The 16,609-nt window shown below is 67.8% G+C and carries 18 protein-coding genes; 8 read left to right on the plus strand and 10 right to left on the minus strand.

Annotated elements, in window-relative coordinates; all coding sequences use genetic code 11:
* Window positions 1-55: 55 nt before the first annotated feature.
* Together ACIBCN_RS40530 and ACIBCN_RS40535 are read right to left on the minus strand one after the other, a co-directional pair.
* Window positions 56-466 (minus strand): nitroreductase family deazaflavin-dependent oxidoreductase, encoded by a 411-nt coding sequence (locus ACIBCN_RS40530; protein ID WP_396997671.1) that lies wholly within the window; start codon window positions 464-466, stop codon window positions 56-58.
* A 163-nt stretch (window positions 467-629) separates the two neighbouring features.
* Window positions 630-2,141, minus strand: a complete 1,512-nt coding sequence (locus ACIBCN_RS40535; RefSeq protein WP_396997672.1) for a flavin-containing monooxygenase — start codon at window positions 2,139-2,141, stop codon at window positions 630-632.
* 69 nt (window positions 2,142-2,210) lie between these two features.
* On the opposite strand from ACIBCN_RS40535, the gene ACIBCN_RS40540 reads away from it, so the two are divergent.
* Window positions 2,211-3,227, plus strand: coding sequence for an AraC family transcriptional regulator (locus ACIBCN_RS40540; protein ID WP_396997674.1), 1,017 nt, complete (start codon window positions 2,211-2,213; stop codon window positions 3,225-3,227).
* Window positions 3,228-3,230: 3 nt separating this feature from the next.
* Here the strand turns inward: ACIBCN_RS40540 and ACIBCN_RS40545 are convergent, their stop codons facing one another.
* Window positions 3,231-3,800 carry a TetR/AcrR family transcriptional regulator gene (locus tag ACIBCN_RS40545; RefSeq protein ID WP_396997675.1) on the minus strand — a complete coding sequence of 190 codons (570 nt, stop codon included), beginning with the start codon at window positions 3,798-3,800 and terminating at the stop codon, window positions 3,231-3,233.
* 126 nt (window positions 3,801-3,926) lie between these two features.
* Between ACIBCN_RS40545 and ACIBCN_RS40550 the strand changes: the two genes are divergently transcribed.
* Window positions 3,927-5,357, plus strand: coding sequence for an MFS transporter (locus ACIBCN_RS40550; RefSeq protein WP_396997676.1), 1,431 nt, complete (start codon window positions 3,927-3,929; stop codon window positions 5,355-5,357).
* A 159-nt stretch (window positions 5,358-5,516) separates the two neighbouring features.
* Window positions 5,517-8,396, plus strand: coding sequence for an AfsR/SARP family transcriptional regulator (locus ACIBCN_RS40555; protein ID WP_396997823.1), 2,880 nt, complete (start codon window positions 5,517-5,519; stop codon window positions 8,394-8,396).
* 229 nt (window positions 8,397-8,625) lie between these two features.
* Here the strand turns inward: ACIBCN_RS40555 and ACIBCN_RS40560 are convergent, their stop codons facing one another.
* Window positions 8,626-9,105: a MarR family winged helix-turn-helix transcriptional regulator gene (locus tag ACIBCN_RS40560; protein WP_396997677.1), complete on the minus strand. Its 480-nt coding sequence runs from the start codon at window positions 9,103-9,105 to the stop codon at window positions 8,626-8,628.
* Between the two features lie 80 nt (window positions 9,106-9,185).
* On the opposite strand from ACIBCN_RS40560, the gene ACIBCN_RS40565 reads away from it, so the two are divergent.
* Window positions 9,186-10,448: an FAD-dependent oxidoreductase gene (locus ACIBCN_RS40565; protein WP_396997678.1), complete on the plus strand. Its 1,263-nt coding sequence runs from the start codon at window positions 9,186-9,188 to the stop codon at window positions 10,446-10,448.
* Here the strand turns inward: ACIBCN_RS40565 and ACIBCN_RS40570 are convergent.
* Together ACIBCN_RS40570 and ACIBCN_RS40575 are read right to left on the minus strand one after the other, a co-directional pair.
* Complete coding sequence (locus tag ACIBCN_RS40570; RefSeq protein WP_396997679.1) at window positions 10,400-11,389, minus strand: zinc-binding alcohol dehydrogenase family protein; 990 nt, start codon at window positions 11,387-11,389, stop codon at window positions 10,400-10,402. The genes ACIBCN_RS40565 and ACIBCN_RS40570 overlap by 49 nt on opposite strands.
* A gap of 4 nt (window positions 11,390-11,393) precedes the next feature.
* Entirely contained in the window at window positions 11,394-11,858 is a 465-nt protein-coding gene (locus ACIBCN_RS40575; protein ID WP_396997681.1) for a MarR family winged helix-turn-helix transcriptional regulator, read from the minus strand.
* A gap of 210 nt (window positions 11,859-12,068) precedes the next feature.
* Between ACIBCN_RS40575 and ACIBCN_RS40580 the strand changes: the two genes are divergently transcribed.
* Window positions 12,069-12,614 (plus strand): YdcF family protein, encoded by a 546-nt coding sequence (locus ACIBCN_RS40580; RefSeq protein WP_396997825.1) that lies wholly within the window; start codon window positions 12,069-12,071, stop codon window positions 12,612-12,614.
* Between the two features lie 45 nt (window positions 12,615-12,659).
* Complete coding sequence (locus ACIBCN_RS40585; RefSeq protein ID WP_396997682.1) at window positions 12,660-13,391, plus strand: VIT family protein; 732 nt, start codon at window positions 12,660-12,662, stop codon at window positions 13,389-13,391.
* A gap of 46 nt (window positions 13,392-13,437) precedes the next feature.
* On the opposite strand, the gene ACIBCN_RS40590 is transcribed toward ACIBCN_RS40585, so the two are convergent.
* Complete coding sequence (locus ACIBCN_RS40590; RefSeq protein ID WP_396997683.1) at window positions 13,438-14,649, minus strand: alpha/beta hydrolase family protein; 1,212 nt, start codon at window positions 14,647-14,649, stop codon at window positions 13,438-13,440.
* A 107-nt stretch (window positions 14,650-14,756) separates the two neighbouring features.
* Here ACIBCN_RS40590 and ACIBCN_RS40595 point away from each other — a divergent pair, with 107 nt between their 5' ends.
* The gene (locus tag ACIBCN_RS40595) at window positions 14,757-15,359 is read left to right on the plus strand and encodes a TetR/AcrR family transcriptional regulator (protein ID WP_396997684.1); all 603 of its coding nucleotides are present in this window, start codon (window positions 14,757-14,759) and stop codon (window positions 15,357-15,359) included.
* A 92-nt stretch (window positions 15,360-15,451) separates the two neighbouring features.
* Here the strand turns inward: ACIBCN_RS40595 and ACIBCN_RS40600 are convergent, their stop codons facing one another.
* From ACIBCN_RS40600 to ACIBCN_RS40610, 3 genes are read right to left on the minus strand one after another with little or no spacing between them, the layout of a single operon-like run.
* Window positions 15,452-15,628, minus strand: a complete 177-nt coding sequence (locus ACIBCN_RS40600) for a CsbD family protein (RefSeq protein ID WP_396997685.1) — start codon at window positions 15,626-15,628, stop codon at window positions 15,452-15,454.
* A gap of 9 nt (window positions 15,629-15,637) precedes the next feature.
* Window positions 15,638-15,793, minus strand: coding sequence for a hypothetical protein (locus ACIBCN_RS40605; RefSeq protein ID WP_396997687.1), 156 nt, complete (start codon window positions 15,791-15,793; stop codon window positions 15,638-15,640).
* A gap of 24 nt (window positions 15,794-15,817) precedes the next feature.
* A complete protein-coding gene (locus ACIBCN_RS40610) occupies window positions 15,818-16,270 on the minus strand; it encodes a hypothetical protein (protein ID WP_396997688.1) in 453 nt (150 codons plus the stop codon).
* A 127-nt stretch (window positions 16,271-16,397) separates the two neighbouring features.
* Here ACIBCN_RS40610 and ACIBCN_RS40615 point away from each other — a divergent pair, with 127 nt between their 5' ends.
* Window positions 16,398-16,592 (plus strand): heavy-metal-associated domain-containing protein, encoded by a 195-nt coding sequence (locus tag ACIBCN_RS40615; protein ID WP_396997689.1) that lies wholly within the window; start codon window positions 16,398-16,400, stop codon window positions 16,590-16,592.
* Window positions 16,593-16,609: the final 17 nt, after the last annotated feature.

Genomic DNA, 16,609 nt, shown 5'->3' on the forward strand with positions numbered 1-16,609 from the left:
CCCTAACGCGGCATATCGACAACGTCTCCCTACCGGCGGGGTGAGCGCTGCGTCGTCAGTTCTCGAGAGCGAGGGTGACGACGGGGATTACTCGGTCGGTCTTTTCCTGGTATTCGGCGAAGCCGGGCATTACCTCGACCATGGCGGCGTAGAGGCGGTCGCGTTCTGGGCCGGTGGTGATGGGGGTGGCGGTGGCTTTGTGGGTTTCGGTGCCGACCTCTACGGTGACTTCGGGGTTGGCGCGGAGGTTGTGGTACCAGTCGGGGCTGGTGGGGGCGCCGGCTTTGGAGGCGATGATGACCAGGTTGGCGCCGTCGCGCAGGTAGGCGACGGGGGTCGTTCGGGAGAGGCCGGATTTCGCGCCGGTGGTGGTGAGCAGGAGTAGGTCGGCGCCCTCGAAGGGGCCACCTACCTTGCCCGCATTGCTGCGGAATTCTTCGATGATCTGCGAGTTCCAGTCGGACATGCGGTGCTCCTCGGGTGCGTAAGGGGGTTGACGCCGTTACCCGAGCCTATCGACAAGATCGTCGAATCCAGCACTATCCGACCACCCTCCGGCCCGTCGAACGGGACATGACCGCGGGGACACCTAATGCGGGCCGCAATGATGCCCCGGCCGACGGGTTCGGTCAGCGCACCGCCGACAGATCAGGTTCTCGCACTGCCGATTTCGGGGTGGCGGCGAGAGTTTTGTTCAGGTCGGTGCGCAAGGTGGTCGCGGAGTCGAGGAGGTAGTTCTGGCGAACCTTCCAGGGGTGGCGGTCGCCCTGATGGGGGAAGTCGGCGATCGAGCGCTGGATGTAGCCCGCGTCGAGGTCGAGGAGCGGTTGTTCGTTCAGTTCGCCGTCGGGCTCGGGGACGACGGCGGCGTAGCCGCGGCGGTCCATGTGGTTGAGGATCTTGCAGACCAGGCGGGAGCTGAGGTCGGCGCGCAGGGTCCAGGACGCGTTGGTGTAGCCGACGCAGACGGCGAAGTTGGGCAGGCCGGTGAGCATGGCGCCCTGCCAGATGAACTGATCGGACAGGGTGACCGGTGCGCCGTCGACGCGCGGCACGATGCCGCCGAAGGGCAGCATCTGCAGACCGGTGGCGGTGACGACGATGTCGGCCTGCAGGATTCGGCCGGACCTCAGCCGAATGCCTTCCGGCACAAAGCTATCGATGTGATCGGTGACGACCTCGGCCTTGCCCTTCTTCATCGCCTTGAAGAAGTCGGCGTCGGGGACGGCACACAGGCGCTGGTCCCACGGGTTGTAGGTGGGCGTGAAGTGTTCGGCTACCGCCTTCTCGTCCTTGAGGATTCGAGTGGTGAGGGCGGTGAGCAGTTTGCGCGCGGCGGCGGGACGGCGGCGGCAGTACTGGTAGAAGCCGATCGTGAACAGGATGTTTTTGGTGCGGATCACCCGGTGCGCCAAGTTCGGTGGCAGCAACTCGCGGATCTTGTCGGCGTACTTGTCGCGGCCGGGCACGGCGCTGATCCAGGTGGGGCTGCGCTGCAACATGGTCACCAGCTCGGCCTGCTCGGCCATCGACGGCACGAGGGTCACCGCGGTGGCCCCACTGCCGACTACGACGACTCGCTTGCCGGTGTAGTCGAGGTCTTCCGGCCAGAACTGCGGGTGCACGACCTGACCGGAAAACGAAGCGAGGCCGGGGAATTCGGGCGTGTACCCGTGGTCGTAGTTGTAGTAGCCCGCACACGCGTACAGGAAGCCACAGGTCAGCGAGCGCCACGAGATGCCGCCCGTGTCGTCACGCTCTTCGAGAGTCAGTGTCCAGCGGGCGGTTTCGCTGGACCAGTCGGCGGCGACGACCTTGGTCTGGTAGCGGATGTGCCGGTCGATGCCGAATTCGGTGGCGGTGTCGTTGATGTAGCGCCGAATCGACGGCCCGTCGGCGATCGATTTGGCCTCGCGCCACGGCTTGAACGGGTAACCGAGGGTGAACATGTCCGAGTCCGAGCGGATGCCGGGATAGCGGAACAGATCCCAGGTGCCGCCCATCGCGGCGCGGGCCTCGAGGACGGCGTAGGTCTTGCCGGGGCACTCGGTCTGCAGCCGATAGGCGGCGCCGATGCCGGACAGGCCGGCGCCGACTATCACGACGTCGAGGTGTTCGAGGGCTACGGCGGTCTCGTTCATGGTTCCAGTGTGAGACCGGACAGACTCGCATTCTTGACTTTGTGCGACAAGTATTTAACTCTGAACGACATGACGGTGATCCGATCGGCCGGACTGCGCGGCTTCCGCGCGACGGTCGCCGAACTCGGCGGCGATGCCGAGCAGCTCGCCGCCGCCTGCGGCCTGCCGATCGCCGCGCTCGACGCCGACGACCTCCTCATCCCCGATCAAGCGCTGGCCGCGGTGCTGGAACTGGCCGCGGCGCGGCTGGACTGCCCCGACCTCGGCCTGCTCATCTCCCGCCGCCAAGACCTCGACATGCTCGGCCCGCTGGCCTTGGCCATCCGCAATTCGCCGTCGCTGACCCATGTCCTGGAATGCTCGGCGCGCTACCTGTTCCTGCATGCCCGCGCGCTCACCCTGACCCCGGAGCCGGACCCGTACGGCGATCGCGGCGTGATCGCGCTGCACTACGGCGTCCAGCCCGGCATGCTGTCCCCCATCCAGGCAACAGATCTCGGGCTCGCGTTCGTGCATCACACAATTCAGCGTCTGGCGGGCGACCGCTACCATTTACTGTCGGTCGAATTGCCTTATCGCCCAACGGCACCGATCGACCGCTACGAGGAATTCTTCGGCGCACCGGTACGGACGAACCGGCCGTACGCGGCGCTACGGGTGCCGCGAAATCTGCCGTCACTATCGCTGAGCGGCGGTGACGAGAACCTGCACCGGCTGGCGATGGCGTTCCTGGCCGAGCAGGCGGGCGGCATCGACGCCTCGGTGGTGCCCAAGGTCCGCGCCACCGTGCAACAGCTACTCGGCACCATCGCGCCCGAAATCGGTGCCGTCGCAAGGCTGTTGACCGTCCATCCGCGCACCCTGCAACGCAGGCTGGCCGCGGAGGACACGACGTTCGCCAGCATCCTCGACGACGTCCGCCGCGACGAAGCCCACCGCTACCTCACCACCACCGACATGCCGATGAGCCAGGTGGCCTCCGTCCTCGGACTGTCCGAGCAGTCCACCTTCACCCGATGCTGCCGAAGATGGTGGGGCACAACGCCGACCGCGGTGCGCCGCGAGGGCGCACCCCGTCGCGGGTGACGACTATCGGGAAACGCGCAACCCGTCGAGGGTGACACCGAGCAGCCGCTCGGCCGCCTCCGGCGTCTTCTCGCAGGCGACGCCGATGCCGTGCCCCAACCGCAGCATGTCCCTCGGCTCGATATCGGCGCGGATCACGCCCGCGTCCTGCGCGGCTTTCAACAGCGCGGTGGACGCGTCGTTGATCAATAACCGGCACAGGGTGAAGGTTTCGGAGTCGTGGTCGATCAGCGCCTTCAACGTGGTCGCGAGACTGCGTTTGTCCATGACGAATGCCACCTGCTCGCGCATCCACTGCTCGAACGCGTCGGCGGGCGAATGGGTTTCGAGCAGTTCGGCCGCGCGCCGGCTGAGCCGTTCGATGCTGTCGCGGTAGACCGCCTCCATCAGCGCCTCGCGATTCGGGAAGTGCCGGTAAAGCGTTCCTGGTCCGACAGCGGCGCGGCGCGCGATGTCATCCAGGGGCACCTCCGGGCCCTCTTCGCCGAACGCCTCGCGCGCGCACTCGACGATCCGCGCGTAGTTGCGCCGCGCGTCGGCCCGCATCGGCCGCGCCGTCGACGGTTCGTCCACGATCCCTCCAGTGGAAACGGATGAAGTCTCCGGTTAGTCTTGCGTAAACGGAGAACCTCTCCATATGATAGCTCCATCGGAAACGGAGACTCTCTCCGTTTAGCTCACGATTCGATGGAGCGCTTCTTGTCCACGACCACAATCTCCGCGGGCACCCCCACGTCCGCTATCCGAAGCCGGCCGTTCCGCTCCGGCCTAGTGCTGGTCACCCTGCTGACCTGCCAATTGATGATCATCCTCGACATCACCGTGATGAACGTGGCGCTGCCACGCATCCGCACCGACCTGGAGTTCAGCGCCACCGGCCTGTCCTGGGTGATGAACGCCTACACCCTGGTCTTCGGCGGCCTGCTGCTGCTCGGCGGCCGCGCTGGCGACCTGTTCGGCAGGCGCAACCTGTTCATCGCGGGCACCACCCTGTTCACCCTGGCCTCGCTGGCGGGCGGCCTGGCACCGTCGGCGACCTGGCTGCTCGTTGCCCGGGTGGTGCAGGGCATCGGCGCCGCGATGGCGGGCCCCAGCACGCTCGCGCTGCTGACCACCACGTTCACCGAACCGAAGGCACGCATCCGGGTGCTCGCGCTGTTCTCCGGCATGTCCAGTGCGGGCTTCGCCATCGGCCTGATCCTCGGCGGACTGCTGACCGAATGGCTCAGCTGGCGTTCGGTGCTGTTCATCAATGTGCCCTTCGGGCTGGTGGTTGTGGCGCTCGCGCTGCGCTACCTGCCTGACGCGGTGCGCAAGCCGGCCCACCTCGACCTGCCCGGCGCGGTCACCGCGACCGGTGGTGTCGCGGCGCTGGTCTACGGCTTCATCAGCGCCGCGTCGAAGGGCTGGAGCAACGAGATCACCGAGATCTCGCTGGCGGCGGGCGTCATCCTGCTCGCCGCATTCCTGACCGTCGAACTGCGAACGGCGGAGCCGCTGCTGCCGCTGCGATTGTTCATCGACCGCAACCGCGCCGCCGCGTACGCGAACATGTTCCTCGGGCCGATGGCGGGCATGTCGATGTTCTTCTTCCTGACCCAGTATCTCCAGGAAGTGCGCGGATTGAACGCGCTGGCAACGGGTTTCGCGTTCTTGCCGACCGCGGTGCTGATGTTCACGATGATCCGGCTGATCCCCCGGTTGCTGCCGAGGTTCGGGCCGAAGCCGGTGACCATGATCGGCACGGTGTTGATGGGCTCCGGGTTGGCGTTGCTCACCCAGCTGAGCACCGACAGCGGCTACTTCCCGCTGCTGTTCGTGGCGATGCTGCTGATGGGACTCGGTATCGGACTGGCGTTTTCGCCGCTGAACGTGATCATCATGTCGTCCGTGCCGCCGAGCGATGCCGGTGCGGCGGGCGGTGCCCTGCAGACGCTGCAGCAGACCGGCTCCTCGCTGGGCCTGGCCATCTTGGTCACGGTGTTCGGCACGGCGGCGCGCGGTGCCACGGGATCGGCACCGGAGGTTCTGGTGAGCGGCATCACGACGGCCTTCGCCGCGGCGACCGGCATCGCCGTACTGACCTTCCTCGTCGCGCTCACCTTCCGCGGCAACCGATCGACCACCTGATCCCTTCGGCGCGGAAAGCCTGCGGTCCAGTGTCCACTCGCGGCGCTGGACCGCAGGCTTTCCGGCACCGGCCACGCCGAGGTCAACTCGCCGATCGCGCGGCGGCGACACGGCGCCACGTACACTCCCAGCGTTCGGGAGGTATAGGTGCAGTTCGTGGTGTTAGGCGAGGTCAGAGCGTGGCGCGGGGAGGAACCGCTACCGCTCGGGCCGCCACAGCGTCGGGCCGTGCTCGCGGCCTTGCTTTTGCGTGCCGGTAGCGCGGTGACGGCGGCCGAATTGGTCGAGGGGCTCTGGGGAGCGCGACCGGTGCCGCGCGCGACCGCCGCACTGCGCACCCACGTCGCGCAGTTGCGCCGGACGCTGGAACCCGATCGGGCGGCGCGCGCACCGGCGACGGTGCTGGTATCCATCGGGGACGGCTACCTGCTGCGGATACCGCCGGGATCGACCGATGTGGCGGAGGTGGAGCGGCTCGTCGCGGCGGCCGCACAGGTCCGCGACAGCCATCCCGCCGCGGCGCGCGCGAATCTGGTTGCCGCGCTCGGTAAGTGGCAGGGCACCGCGCTGAGCGGGCTGCCCGGCCCGTTCGCGGAGCGGCAACGTGCGCGGCTGGCGCAGTGGCGGCTGGCCATCCTGGAGGATCGGCTCGCCCTCGACATCGAGACCGGCCGCAGCTCCGACGCCGTCGCCGAGCTCGCCGCGTTGATCGAGGAATATCCACTGCGCGAACGGTTTCGGGCGCTGCTGATGACCGGGCTGTACCACTGCGGCCGCCAATCCGACGCGCTCGACGCCTACGCGCAGGCGCGCCGGGCGCTGGTGGACGGCGTCGGCGTCGAACCGGGGCCGGAGCTGACCGTGCTGCACGAGCGGATCCTGCGTGGCGCGATGCCCGCGATCACCGAGCCGCGCGTGCTGGTCGAACCAGGCACCGAGCCGGTACCCGCCCAATTGCCGCCCGACATCGCCGATTTCACCGGCCGCGAACGGCTGGTCGACGAGTTGGCCGCGCAGCTGACCGACTCGGGCAGTGCGGTGGCCATCTCCGCCGTCGGCGGCATGGGCGGGGTCGGCAAGACAACCCTCGCCCTGCACGTCGCGCACCGCGTGCGAGATCGGTTCCCGGACGGGCAGTTATACGCGAACCTGCACGGCGTCGACCCGGTCCCCACTCCCCCCGGCGCCGCGCTAGGTGGCTTTCTGCGCGCGCTCGGCACCGCCGAGGCAGACATACCGTCCACCGTCGACGAGCGCGCTGCCGAACTGCGAACCCGGTTGTCCGGCAAGCGAATACTGATGGTGCTCGACAATGCTCGGGACTACGCGCAGGTGGCCCCGCTGCTCGCCGGGTCGGCGGTGCTGATCACCAGCCGATCCGCGCTGACCGAGCTGCCCGCGGTGACCCGCACCCGGCTCGACGTGCTGGAGACGGCGGAGGCGATGGCGCTGCTCGTCCGCATCCTCGGCGCGGAACGCGTTGCCGCCGAGTCGGAGTCGGCACGCGCGGTAGTCGCGCACTGCGGCTTGCTGCCGCTGGCGGTGCGCATTGTCGGCGCCCGGCTCGCGGTTCGGCCGCAGTGGACGATCGCCTCGTTCGCCGACCGGCTCGCCGACGAGAAGAGCAGGCTGAACGTGCTGAAGACCGGTGAGCTCGCGGTCGAGGCGGTGTTCCGGCTCGGCTACGGACAGCTGTCCGACGCGCAGGCCAAGGCATTTCGCACGCTGGCCCTGGCAGAGGTGCCCGATCTGTCCGTCGACGGCATCGCGGCGATCCTCGGCATCTGCTCGCTCGACGCGGAGGAGGTGTGCGAATCACTGGTCGACCTCAGCCTGTTGGAGACCACCGCGCCCGGTCGCTACCGATTTCACGATCTGCTGCGGCTTTTCGCGCGCGGGGTGGCCGACGAGGACGAATCCGCCGTGCTGGTCCGCGTTCTCGACTACCACCTGGCCAGCGCGAAGAACCTGCTCAGCGCGATCGACTACAGCAATACGACCCGGCTGCTCGTCGCGACCACGGTTCCCGGCCGGGCGTTCGACAGCGGCTCGGACGGCCAGGCGTGGAACGACATCGAACGCCCGGTCGTCATCGCGTTGCATCAGCAGGCGGCGCGGGTCGGCGGCCGCGCGCTCGATGTGGCGGCCGACCTGGCCTGGGTGATGGCCGAATTGATGGACGCGGGCACCGGTGCGCGCGAGCTGTCCCGCGCGCTGGAATCGTTGCTGGACACCGCCATTGCCGAGGACAACCTGGCCGCCGAGCGGCGGATCAGGGCCGCGCTCGGAGCGCTGCTCCAGGTCGGGCTCGGCGAGGTCGAGGCGAGTCTGCCGCACCTGCGCGCGGTTTCGGGTCCGCCGACCGACGATGTCGACCGCAGGCTCTCGGTGCTCGCGTCGGTGCTGCTCGGCGTAGCGGCGCGACGGCTGGGCGACGCGGACGCCTCGCACCAGCATTTCGAGCACGCCACGGAGCTCACCCGCACCCTCGGTGACCGATCGATGGAAGCCTGGTGCCTGGCGCTGGTCACCCGAACCTACTGCGAGGCCGGGCAATACGACGAGGCAGTGGCGATGGCGCAGCGGGCCATCACGCTCGCGCGCGAGTCGTCCAATCCGGTGGCGCTCGGCTGGGCCACGCACGAACTGGCCGCCACGCTGTCGATGCGCGGTGAGCACCAGCGCGCGATCGAACTAGGCGCCGAGGCGGTGCGCGCGGCGCAACGCAATGGGGTGCGCCTGTGGGAGGGCTGGGCGCGCACCCGGCTGGCGCAGATCCATTTGCAGGCAGGCAATGTGGCCGAGGCCGAGGCGAACGCCGCGGGCGCGCTGCACCTGCTGACCACGGCCGCCGACCCGATCGATCGGGCGCGGGCGATGGCGTTGCATGCCGCCGCGCTAGCGGCGCGGGGTCGGCAGGCGCGCGCCGAGCAGGAGTTCCGGGAGTCTGCCGAGATCTTCAGTCGGGCCGGGCTTTCGCCGCCGACCATCGACCGGCTGTTCGGCACCGGCGCGACTCGACTCGACGGCGTCGAATAACGAACGTTTATTCGATATTTATCGGTCGCTGAGCGGCGGCTGGCATTCTGCTTTGTCGATGCGACCACCTTCGCCAGTGGTGCGCAGGAGATGGGTCGTGCGGACTCGCGACCGCCGGAACTGGGACCGAGCGGTCGGTCGGGTCCGCGCCGACTCGCGCTCGCGGGGTGCGCGAGGCGTTGCGCGGACCCGATGATATCGGCATCGGTGCGACGGCGCTGACGGTTCGTCAGCGCCGAATCCCCTTGGGCAGAGCGGTGATTCTGCCCTGGTGGCGTTCTTGGAGTTCGCGGGAGCGGCGCAAGAAGTCCAGGACGGTGCGCAGCTCGTCGGCGGTATAGCGACCCACGTCGGACGCGCCCTCCTCGGCGAGGGGGCCGTAGATCTCCCATGCCTTCGCGGCGGCCTCGGGCGTGATCCGGACCAGAACTTTGCGCCGATCCCCCGGCTCGGGATGACGGACGACGAAGTCGAGCTTGGCGAGGCGATCCAGCATGGTGGTCACGCTGCCGCTGGTCAGGCCGAGCGCGGTCGCGAGCGCGCTCGGCGTGGAGTCACCCGCCAAGAGGATCTCCAGGCAGCGCAGGTCGGTCCGGTTGACGCCGAGGACGGCGGCGGCTGCCGAGTCGACCGAGTCGACCGCAGCCTGCAACGACTGCGCTTCGTGTCCTACCTGCTCACGCAGGCTTTCCAAGGTTTCTCTTGACATTCAAGCCTCTTGACGGTCAAATTACTTATGTCTTGATAATCAAGATACATGAGAGCGTAGCGAAGTTTCGGAGGCACACCATGAAGAAGGCGTTGATCATCGGCGGCGGGATCGCCGGGCCGGTCACGGCGATGGCACTGCAGCAGGCGGGGCTCGAACCGATCGTCTGCGAGGCCTACCAGGAGGCGGCGGCCGAGCAGATCGGCGCGTACCTGACGGTCGCGGTGAACGGGCTGTCGGCGCTGTCACTGCTGGATGCCGAGCGCGTCGTGACGGAGACGGGACATCCGACCGGCACGCTGTCCTTCTCGACCAGCGGGGGCAAGCACATCGTGGACATGCCGATCGGCGGAACCTTGCCGGACGGCACCACCACGCACAGCGTCAAGCGGCGCGACCTGTACCGCGCGCTCAATGCCGAAGCCGCACGACGCAACGTGCGCTACGAATACGGCAAGCGACTGGTCGACGCGACGCCGACGCCCGATGGCGGGGTCAGCGCCCGGTTCGCCGACGGCAGCACGATCGAGGCCGACGTGCTGATCGGTGCCGACGGAATCCGCTCCCGGACACGGGAAATCATCGATCCGACGGCACCGGCGGCGCACTACCTCGGCATCTACGGGCTCGGCGGATTCGTCACGAACCGCGCCCTGTACGCCGAGCTCGGCCTCCGGCCCGGCGTCTACAGCATGATCTTCGGCAAGAAGGCGTTCTTCGGCTACCTGGTCGCGCCGGACGGCGAGATCTGGTGGTTCGCGAATGTGCCTCGGGCGGCCGAACTTTCGCGCGAGGAATCCGCGAGCACCACGGTGGCGCAGTGGCGGGACCAACTCGTCGAGCTGCTACTGGCCGACAACACCCCGGCCGCCCGCATTGTCGGCGCGACACCGGATCACACCTTCGTCCCCGGCTTCAACCAGTACGACATGCCCTCGGTACGAACCTGGCACAACGACACCATGGTCATCGTCGGCGACGCCGCGCACGCCGTGGCCTCCTCGTCCGGCCAGGGTGTCTCCATCGCGGTGGAAGACGCGGTGACACTGGCGATCTGCCTGCGCGACATCCCCGGCACCGCCGCCGCGTTGACGGAATACGAGGTCCGCCGCCGCGACCGCGTCGAACGTGTCGTGGCGCACGGCGCGGCGACCAGCGGCGACAAGGCGTCCAACGGGTTCGGCAGATTGCTTGTCCGCCTGCTCACCCCGTACTTCCTGAAGAAGGCCGCCAAAACCGGTGTCGCCCCGTTGAGTTGGATGTACGACTACCGGATCAGCTGGGACACCGACGCTCAGAGCGCGACGACGAGCTTGCCGGTGGCCGCTCCGGACTCCATATAGCCGTGGGCTTCCCGAATCTGGTCGAGGGTGAAGACGCGATCGACGGGTATGGCGATCCGCCCGGCCGCGGCCGCGTCGAGGAATTCCTGCAGGACGTAGGCGGGCAGGTCACTCGCGTCGCCGCCGTAGGCGGTGAGGCGGACGCCCTGCGGGAGATAGCCGATGGGATAGAAGTTCTCGACGAGCCACTCATTGGACAGCATGCCGGTGAAGCAGACGACGCCGTGGATCCTGGTGGCGCGCAGGGTATCCGGCAGGGTCGGGGTGCCGACCAGTTCGAGGGCGGTGTCGACGCCACCGGGGCTGATGCGACGGACCTCGTCGGCGACCGAACCCGTGTCGATCAGCACGTGATCGACGCCGAGTTGCTTCAGCGCGTCGGCCTTCGCCCGATTACGAGTGGTCGCGAAGACGATCATGTCGCGCTGTTTGGCGAGAATCGCGGTGGCCGCGCCGACCGAGGAGGTGCCGCCGCGAATCAGGATCGATTGACCCGGTTGGCCATCGAGCCCGATGGTCAGCGAACCGTACGCGGTTTGCAGCATCTCCGGAACGGCGCCGAGGGTGGGCCAGTCCAGCGTGCTGGTGAACGGAATGACCTGGGCCGCAGGGACGCGGGTGTACTCGGCGTATCCGCCGTCGAAGGTGCGGCCCATGCCGCCCATCATCGCGACGACCTGCTGGCCGACCTCGAATTCGCCGGTGGGACAGGCCGCTACGATGCCGGTCGCCTCGATACCGGGCACCCTGGGGAAGGTGACCCCTTCCGCAAGCCCGAGCCTGGTGTGCAGTTCAGACCTGTTGAGGCCGAACGCTTTTACCCGGATAAGCACCTCGCCCGGCCCTGGCGCCGGCACCGGTAGCTCCCGTATCCGCAGAGCCTCCAGCGGGCCTGGGCCATCCAGCACGACGGCCCGCATAGTGTTGGGAATCGCAGACATTCGATTACTCCTTCTCGAGCTCCGCCGTCGGCGCGGCGGACAGGTTGGCGGTGCGGAGCAGCCGCAGGGTGGCGTCGAGCCGGTCCACGGAATCGGTGCCGAGCACCGCGCCGATCCGCTCAGCGAGTTCGGTTTCGACGGTTGCCGTGGCGGCACGAAGCTTGCGTGCGCCACTGGGCGTCAACGTGATTCGCGATGAACGCCCGTCGGCGGGATCGCGCTGCCGTTCCGCGTAACCCGCGGCCTGCACCCGATCGACGACCTTGCTGGCACCGCCCTCGGTAATCGTCATCGCGTCGGCGATATCCCGCACCCGCGCCCCGCCGAGCCGTTCGGCGACCCGCATCATCTCGAACCACGGCAGCGGCATCGAATGGTCGTCGCGCAGCCGCCGCTCAACGGCGTTCCACAGCAGGATCTCCACCCGCACCAGCTGGTCGAACAGCTCGACCAAGCGCGCTTCCGCCACCAGATACTCCATTCCGTGTCATGCCTCTCAACCAGCTAAGCCCGACTGTCGAGCGGCTTATGTCGAAAATATCCATTCCGTGGAATGGAACGCGCCGGTTGGCACCCAGTATTCCCCCTGGCCGAAATCGGCATCCATGGCCGCAGCGGCCGCATGCCTTCCCGCCTGCGTGCCATCGGCCGCCGCCGGGATTTCGGTATCGTCGGGCTGGTGATCGGGCTGCGACGAGCTGGCATCTTCTTCGGAGCCCTGCTCGCGCTGGTCTCGCTGATCGGGCTCGCGGGTCTGCCGGTGTACGTCTATCCGCAGACCGATCCGTTGCGCAAGGCCGATGCCATCGTGGTGCTCGGCGGCACCGCCTACGAACGCTTCGACGTCGGGCTCGAGCTGGCCCAGCAGGGGTACGCTCCGACGCTGCTGATTTCGCGGTCCACCGGCCTCGACGACCATGAGATGGACAAGTACTGCGCGGGCCGATTCGACTTCACCGTCAGCTGTTTCGTACCCGATCCGTGGACCACCGAGGGCGAGGCGCACGAAATCCGGCGGCGGGCCCAGCAATCCGGCTGGCGGCACATCATCGTGGTGACCTACACCCCGCACGTATCGCGGGCGCGCTACATCGTGTCGAAATGCTTCGACGGCGAACTGACCATGGTGGCGAGCCCGAGCGATTCGGGCCTGCGCTTCTGGGCATGGATGTACATCAGGCAGTCGGCGGGGTACCTGCGAGCATTCCTGTCCCCGGGATGTTGAGCGGCTGACGGCTCACGGGCCGAACGTCGCTTAGTCTTTCGCCTCATGGACGAAACGACCGGCCAACCCGCAGGCGCGCATCCGCATGAGCCCCATACCGAGGGGTTGGCGTCCAAGTTGAACTGGTTGCGTGCGGGGGTACTGGGCGCGAACGACGGCATCGTGTCCACGGCCGGGCTTGTCGTCGGCGTCGCGGCGGCGACGACCAGCACCGGTGCCATCTTCACCGCGGGCATCGCGGGGCTGTCGGCGGGCGCGATCTCGATGGCGGTCGGCGAGTATGTGTCGGTGAGCACCCAGCGTGATTCCGAGCGGGCACTGCTCGCGAAGGAACAGCGCGAACTGCTCGACGAACCGGAATTCGAGCTGGCCGAGCTGGCGGGCATCTACGAGGCCAAGGGGCTGTCCGCGGACACGGCACGCAAGGTCGCGGAGGAGCTCACCGCGCACGACGCGTTCACCGCGCACGCCGAGGCCGAACTGGGGCTCAACCCCAACGAACTGACCAATCCGTGGCAGGCGGCGTTCTCCTCGGCGGTGTCGTTCACACTGGGCGCGCTGCTGCCGCTGCTCGCCATCCTGCTGCCGCCGGTTTCGGTGCGAATTCCGATCACCTTCGCCGCGGTGCTTGTCGCGTTGGCGGTTACCGGTTCGGTGAGTGCCCGCCTCGGCGGCAGCGCGCGCAGCCGGGCGGTGCTGCGCGTGGTGATCGGCGGAGCGCTGGCCATGGCGGTCACCTACGGCATCGGGCAACTCGCGGACGTCGCCGGGCTCTGATGCGCTGGAAGGGTTTCCGGCCCATCAGAGCCCGGCAGCACCGATGTCACCCAACCGGCAGCGCTTCGAAAATCGCATCGAGCCAATCGAATACCCGCTGGTTGGTCAGCAGCGCCGCGCCCATGTGGCAGTGTTCGCCCGCCCCCTCGGCCCCGGTGCCGACGATCAGCTCCTTCGGGCAGGTGAGCGCGTCGTAGACACGCTGCGCCTCACCACGGAAGAACAGATCGTTCTCGGCGTCGAGAACCAGTGTCGGGCAGTCGATCTGGTCGGCGATCCCGGCCAAGGTGTACGGCTCGGTCTTGCGGACATAATCGGCGGGCGAGGCGGCGCCGAAGGTCCAGGTGCCGTTGCGCAGTGCCCACCGAACGGTGGTGTTGTATGCCATGAGCAGTGCGGTGACCGGGAGGGCCTCGGCATCGCGTCCGGATTCGACCCACTCGGCGAGGAATTCGGGCATCGCCTTGACGTTGGTGGCGTGGTAGTCGAAGAGACCGTCATTGAGCACCAGCGCGGCCAGCCGGTGCTCGAAGGCGGCGGCGCGAGCGACCAGGTAGCCGCCGAAACTGTAGCCGTACAACGCGATTCGCGCCGGATCCACCTCCGGCAGGCTCAACGCGTAGTCGACCACCGGGGTGATGACGGCCTCCCAGTCGTGTCGGAAGGGCAGTCCCTGCTCCCGGATCACCGCGCCCTGCCCGGGGCCGTCGAAGGCGAGCACCTGATAGCCGCGCTGGACCGCGGCGGCGGCCAGGACGAACCAGGATTCCTCCAGGGTGGAGTCGAAGCCGCTGTTGAAGATCACCGTCGGGCGCGGTGCGCCGGAGTCGTCGACGAGGTAGAGGTAGCCGGGAAGGGCGGTGTCCTGGAAGGGAATCGACACCGGCCGCACCGGGGTGTCGAGCAATTGCGCTGCCTGAGTGAATGTTTCGCGCGAGCGCTGGGACAGCTCACGGGCCTCGGCGTCCTCGGCCGGGTTGTCGCGGCGGTAGAACTCGGCGGTGCGGTAGTAGTTCGAGGCGCGCAGCAGGGCCTCGCGCGCGCTGACCTTGCGCCCCTTCGCGAGGCAGTCGTCGCCGATCGCGTGCACCCGCTCGGCGGTGGCTCGCCACTCGCGCAGCCAGGCCGCCTCGTCGCCGTCGGTAATCCGGCGCGCGGTGGTCAGCACCTCGCCGAGCTCGGCGCCGCCGTAGCAGGCGAAGCCCGCCGCGCGCAGCGTCTCGAAGTCGAAGGACTCGTCGTCGAACAGGAATTTCATCTCTACCTCGCCTTTAACGTCGATACGTTTGCGTTTCGTCGTACTAGGAGAACGGTACGACGATTGACGACGAAACGCAACCGTATCGACGTTGGTAGACTGCTGGCATGACAGAGGCACTCCCCGACCGCAAGCGCGTCCCCGCCGGGGCCGCGGTGCGGCAGCCGCAGGTGACCGCCGCGATCACCGGCGCGGCCTTCACCGAATTGGCCGAGGTCGGCTACGGCAAGCTGACGATGGAGGGGATCGCGCGGCGCGCGGGCGTCAGCAAGCCGACGCTGTATCGGCGGTGGGCAACCAAGGAGCAGATGGTGCTCGCGCTCGTCGAGCAGGTCGCGGTCGCGGCCGCCGAGGTGCCCGATACCGGGTCACTGCACGGTGATCTGCGGGCATTTCTCGAGGTGACCGCGGGCGGCTTCAGCCATCCGCTGGCCGCGCGGATCATCCCCGACCTGCTGGCCGAGGGCATCCGCACACCCGCCGTCGCCGACGCGCTGCAGGCCGTCGGGCAAAGCCGTCGCGGGAAGGTCGGGCAGCTGCTGCGACGCGGGATCGATCGGGGCGAACTTCCGGCGGACCTCGATCTCGAGCTCGCCCTCGACCTGTGCATCGCCCCGCTGTTCTGGCGGCAGCTGGTTGGCGGCGAGCCGACCAGGCCCGATTACCTTGACACCCTGACGAATACGTTGATCGCGGCGTTCCGCGGCTGAGGCCGGTGACGGTGAGCAGGCGCGTTGACAGCGACATGGCCGGTGTCGGCCGAGGGGCTTGAATTGCCCCTCGGCCGACACCGGCCCTCAGGTCAGCGCTTGAACGCGTCCCGTAGTTTATCCGCGGCGCGTTTCATGTTGCCGCTGGCTTGTTCTCGACGTCCCTCGGATTCCAGGCGGCGGTTGCCCACCGCCCGGCCGAGGTATTTCTTCGCATTGCCCCTGGCGGCTTGCACCTGGTGCGCGATTCTGTCTTCGAACTTACTCATGATCGGTCCCTAGTAATACCAGCGCCGACCACCGACCGGACGGCCCACCGATCCGGCGACCATCAGCACGAGGCCGATGACGAGGATGATGATGCCTGCGGTGGTGAGCAATCCGATTCCGAGCAGCCACCCCGCGATGAGGAGGACAAGTCCGAGAATAATCATGGTCGTATTTCCTTTTCTCGATGATTATTTCGACGCCGGCGCCTGCACGCGGGGCGTGCTTGCGGCGCGCGGTGTGTCACCGGCGGGAGTCGTGGCCGGACGGCGCACGAACCGACTCCAGACGGGTTCGCGGTGCGGCTGCGGTACGGGCTCCTTGCGGACCGGCGGTGTGCCGTCCGCTAGGTCGCGCCGGACCGCCGCCATTTCGCGGCGGGATTGTCTGAGCTCGCGACGTGCCGCCATGTTGCGGCGGGATACACGCCAGACACCGGTCAGCAGGAGAGCTAGGCCCACCATGCCGATGGCGCCGAGAACGATGCCGTAGCCGAACAGCAAACCGCTGGAGCCGTGGAAGTGGTAGTCGAAGACGGCGAAATCACTTGGTAGGAAGTTGGCTTCGCCGTTGTTCGCCACCACCGCGGCGACTCCGACGATCACTGCTGCGATCAAGACGACGAGCCCGATGATGATGATCATGACAATCCTGTTGTGTCGAGTTGTATGACACCCCGGCTATTCCCGGGGACTCGGCGACCAAACGTAGGGAATCGAACTCAACTGTTCGCCGGCGTTTACGCCGGTCGATACGGTCTATTCGAAGGTCATGAGTTCGTACACCTTCACCTTGCCCAACGTCACCCACGAGTCCGCCTCCGCCATCGAGTCCACCCTGCGCGGCGTCAACGGCGTCGATTACGTCGACATCGACGTGCCTTCGGAGTCCGCCACCGTGAACTCCGACCTCACCTACAACGAGGTGCTCGAGGCGATCCGCAATACCGGCGTGGCCGCGAGCTGATCTTGTTGCCCGCCTGG

The sequence above is a fragment of the Nocardia sp. NPDC051052 genome, assembly GCF_044456045.1.
Taxonomy (GTDB): domain Bacteria; phylum Actinomycetota; class Actinomycetes; order Mycobacteriales; family Mycobacteriaceae; genus Nocardia.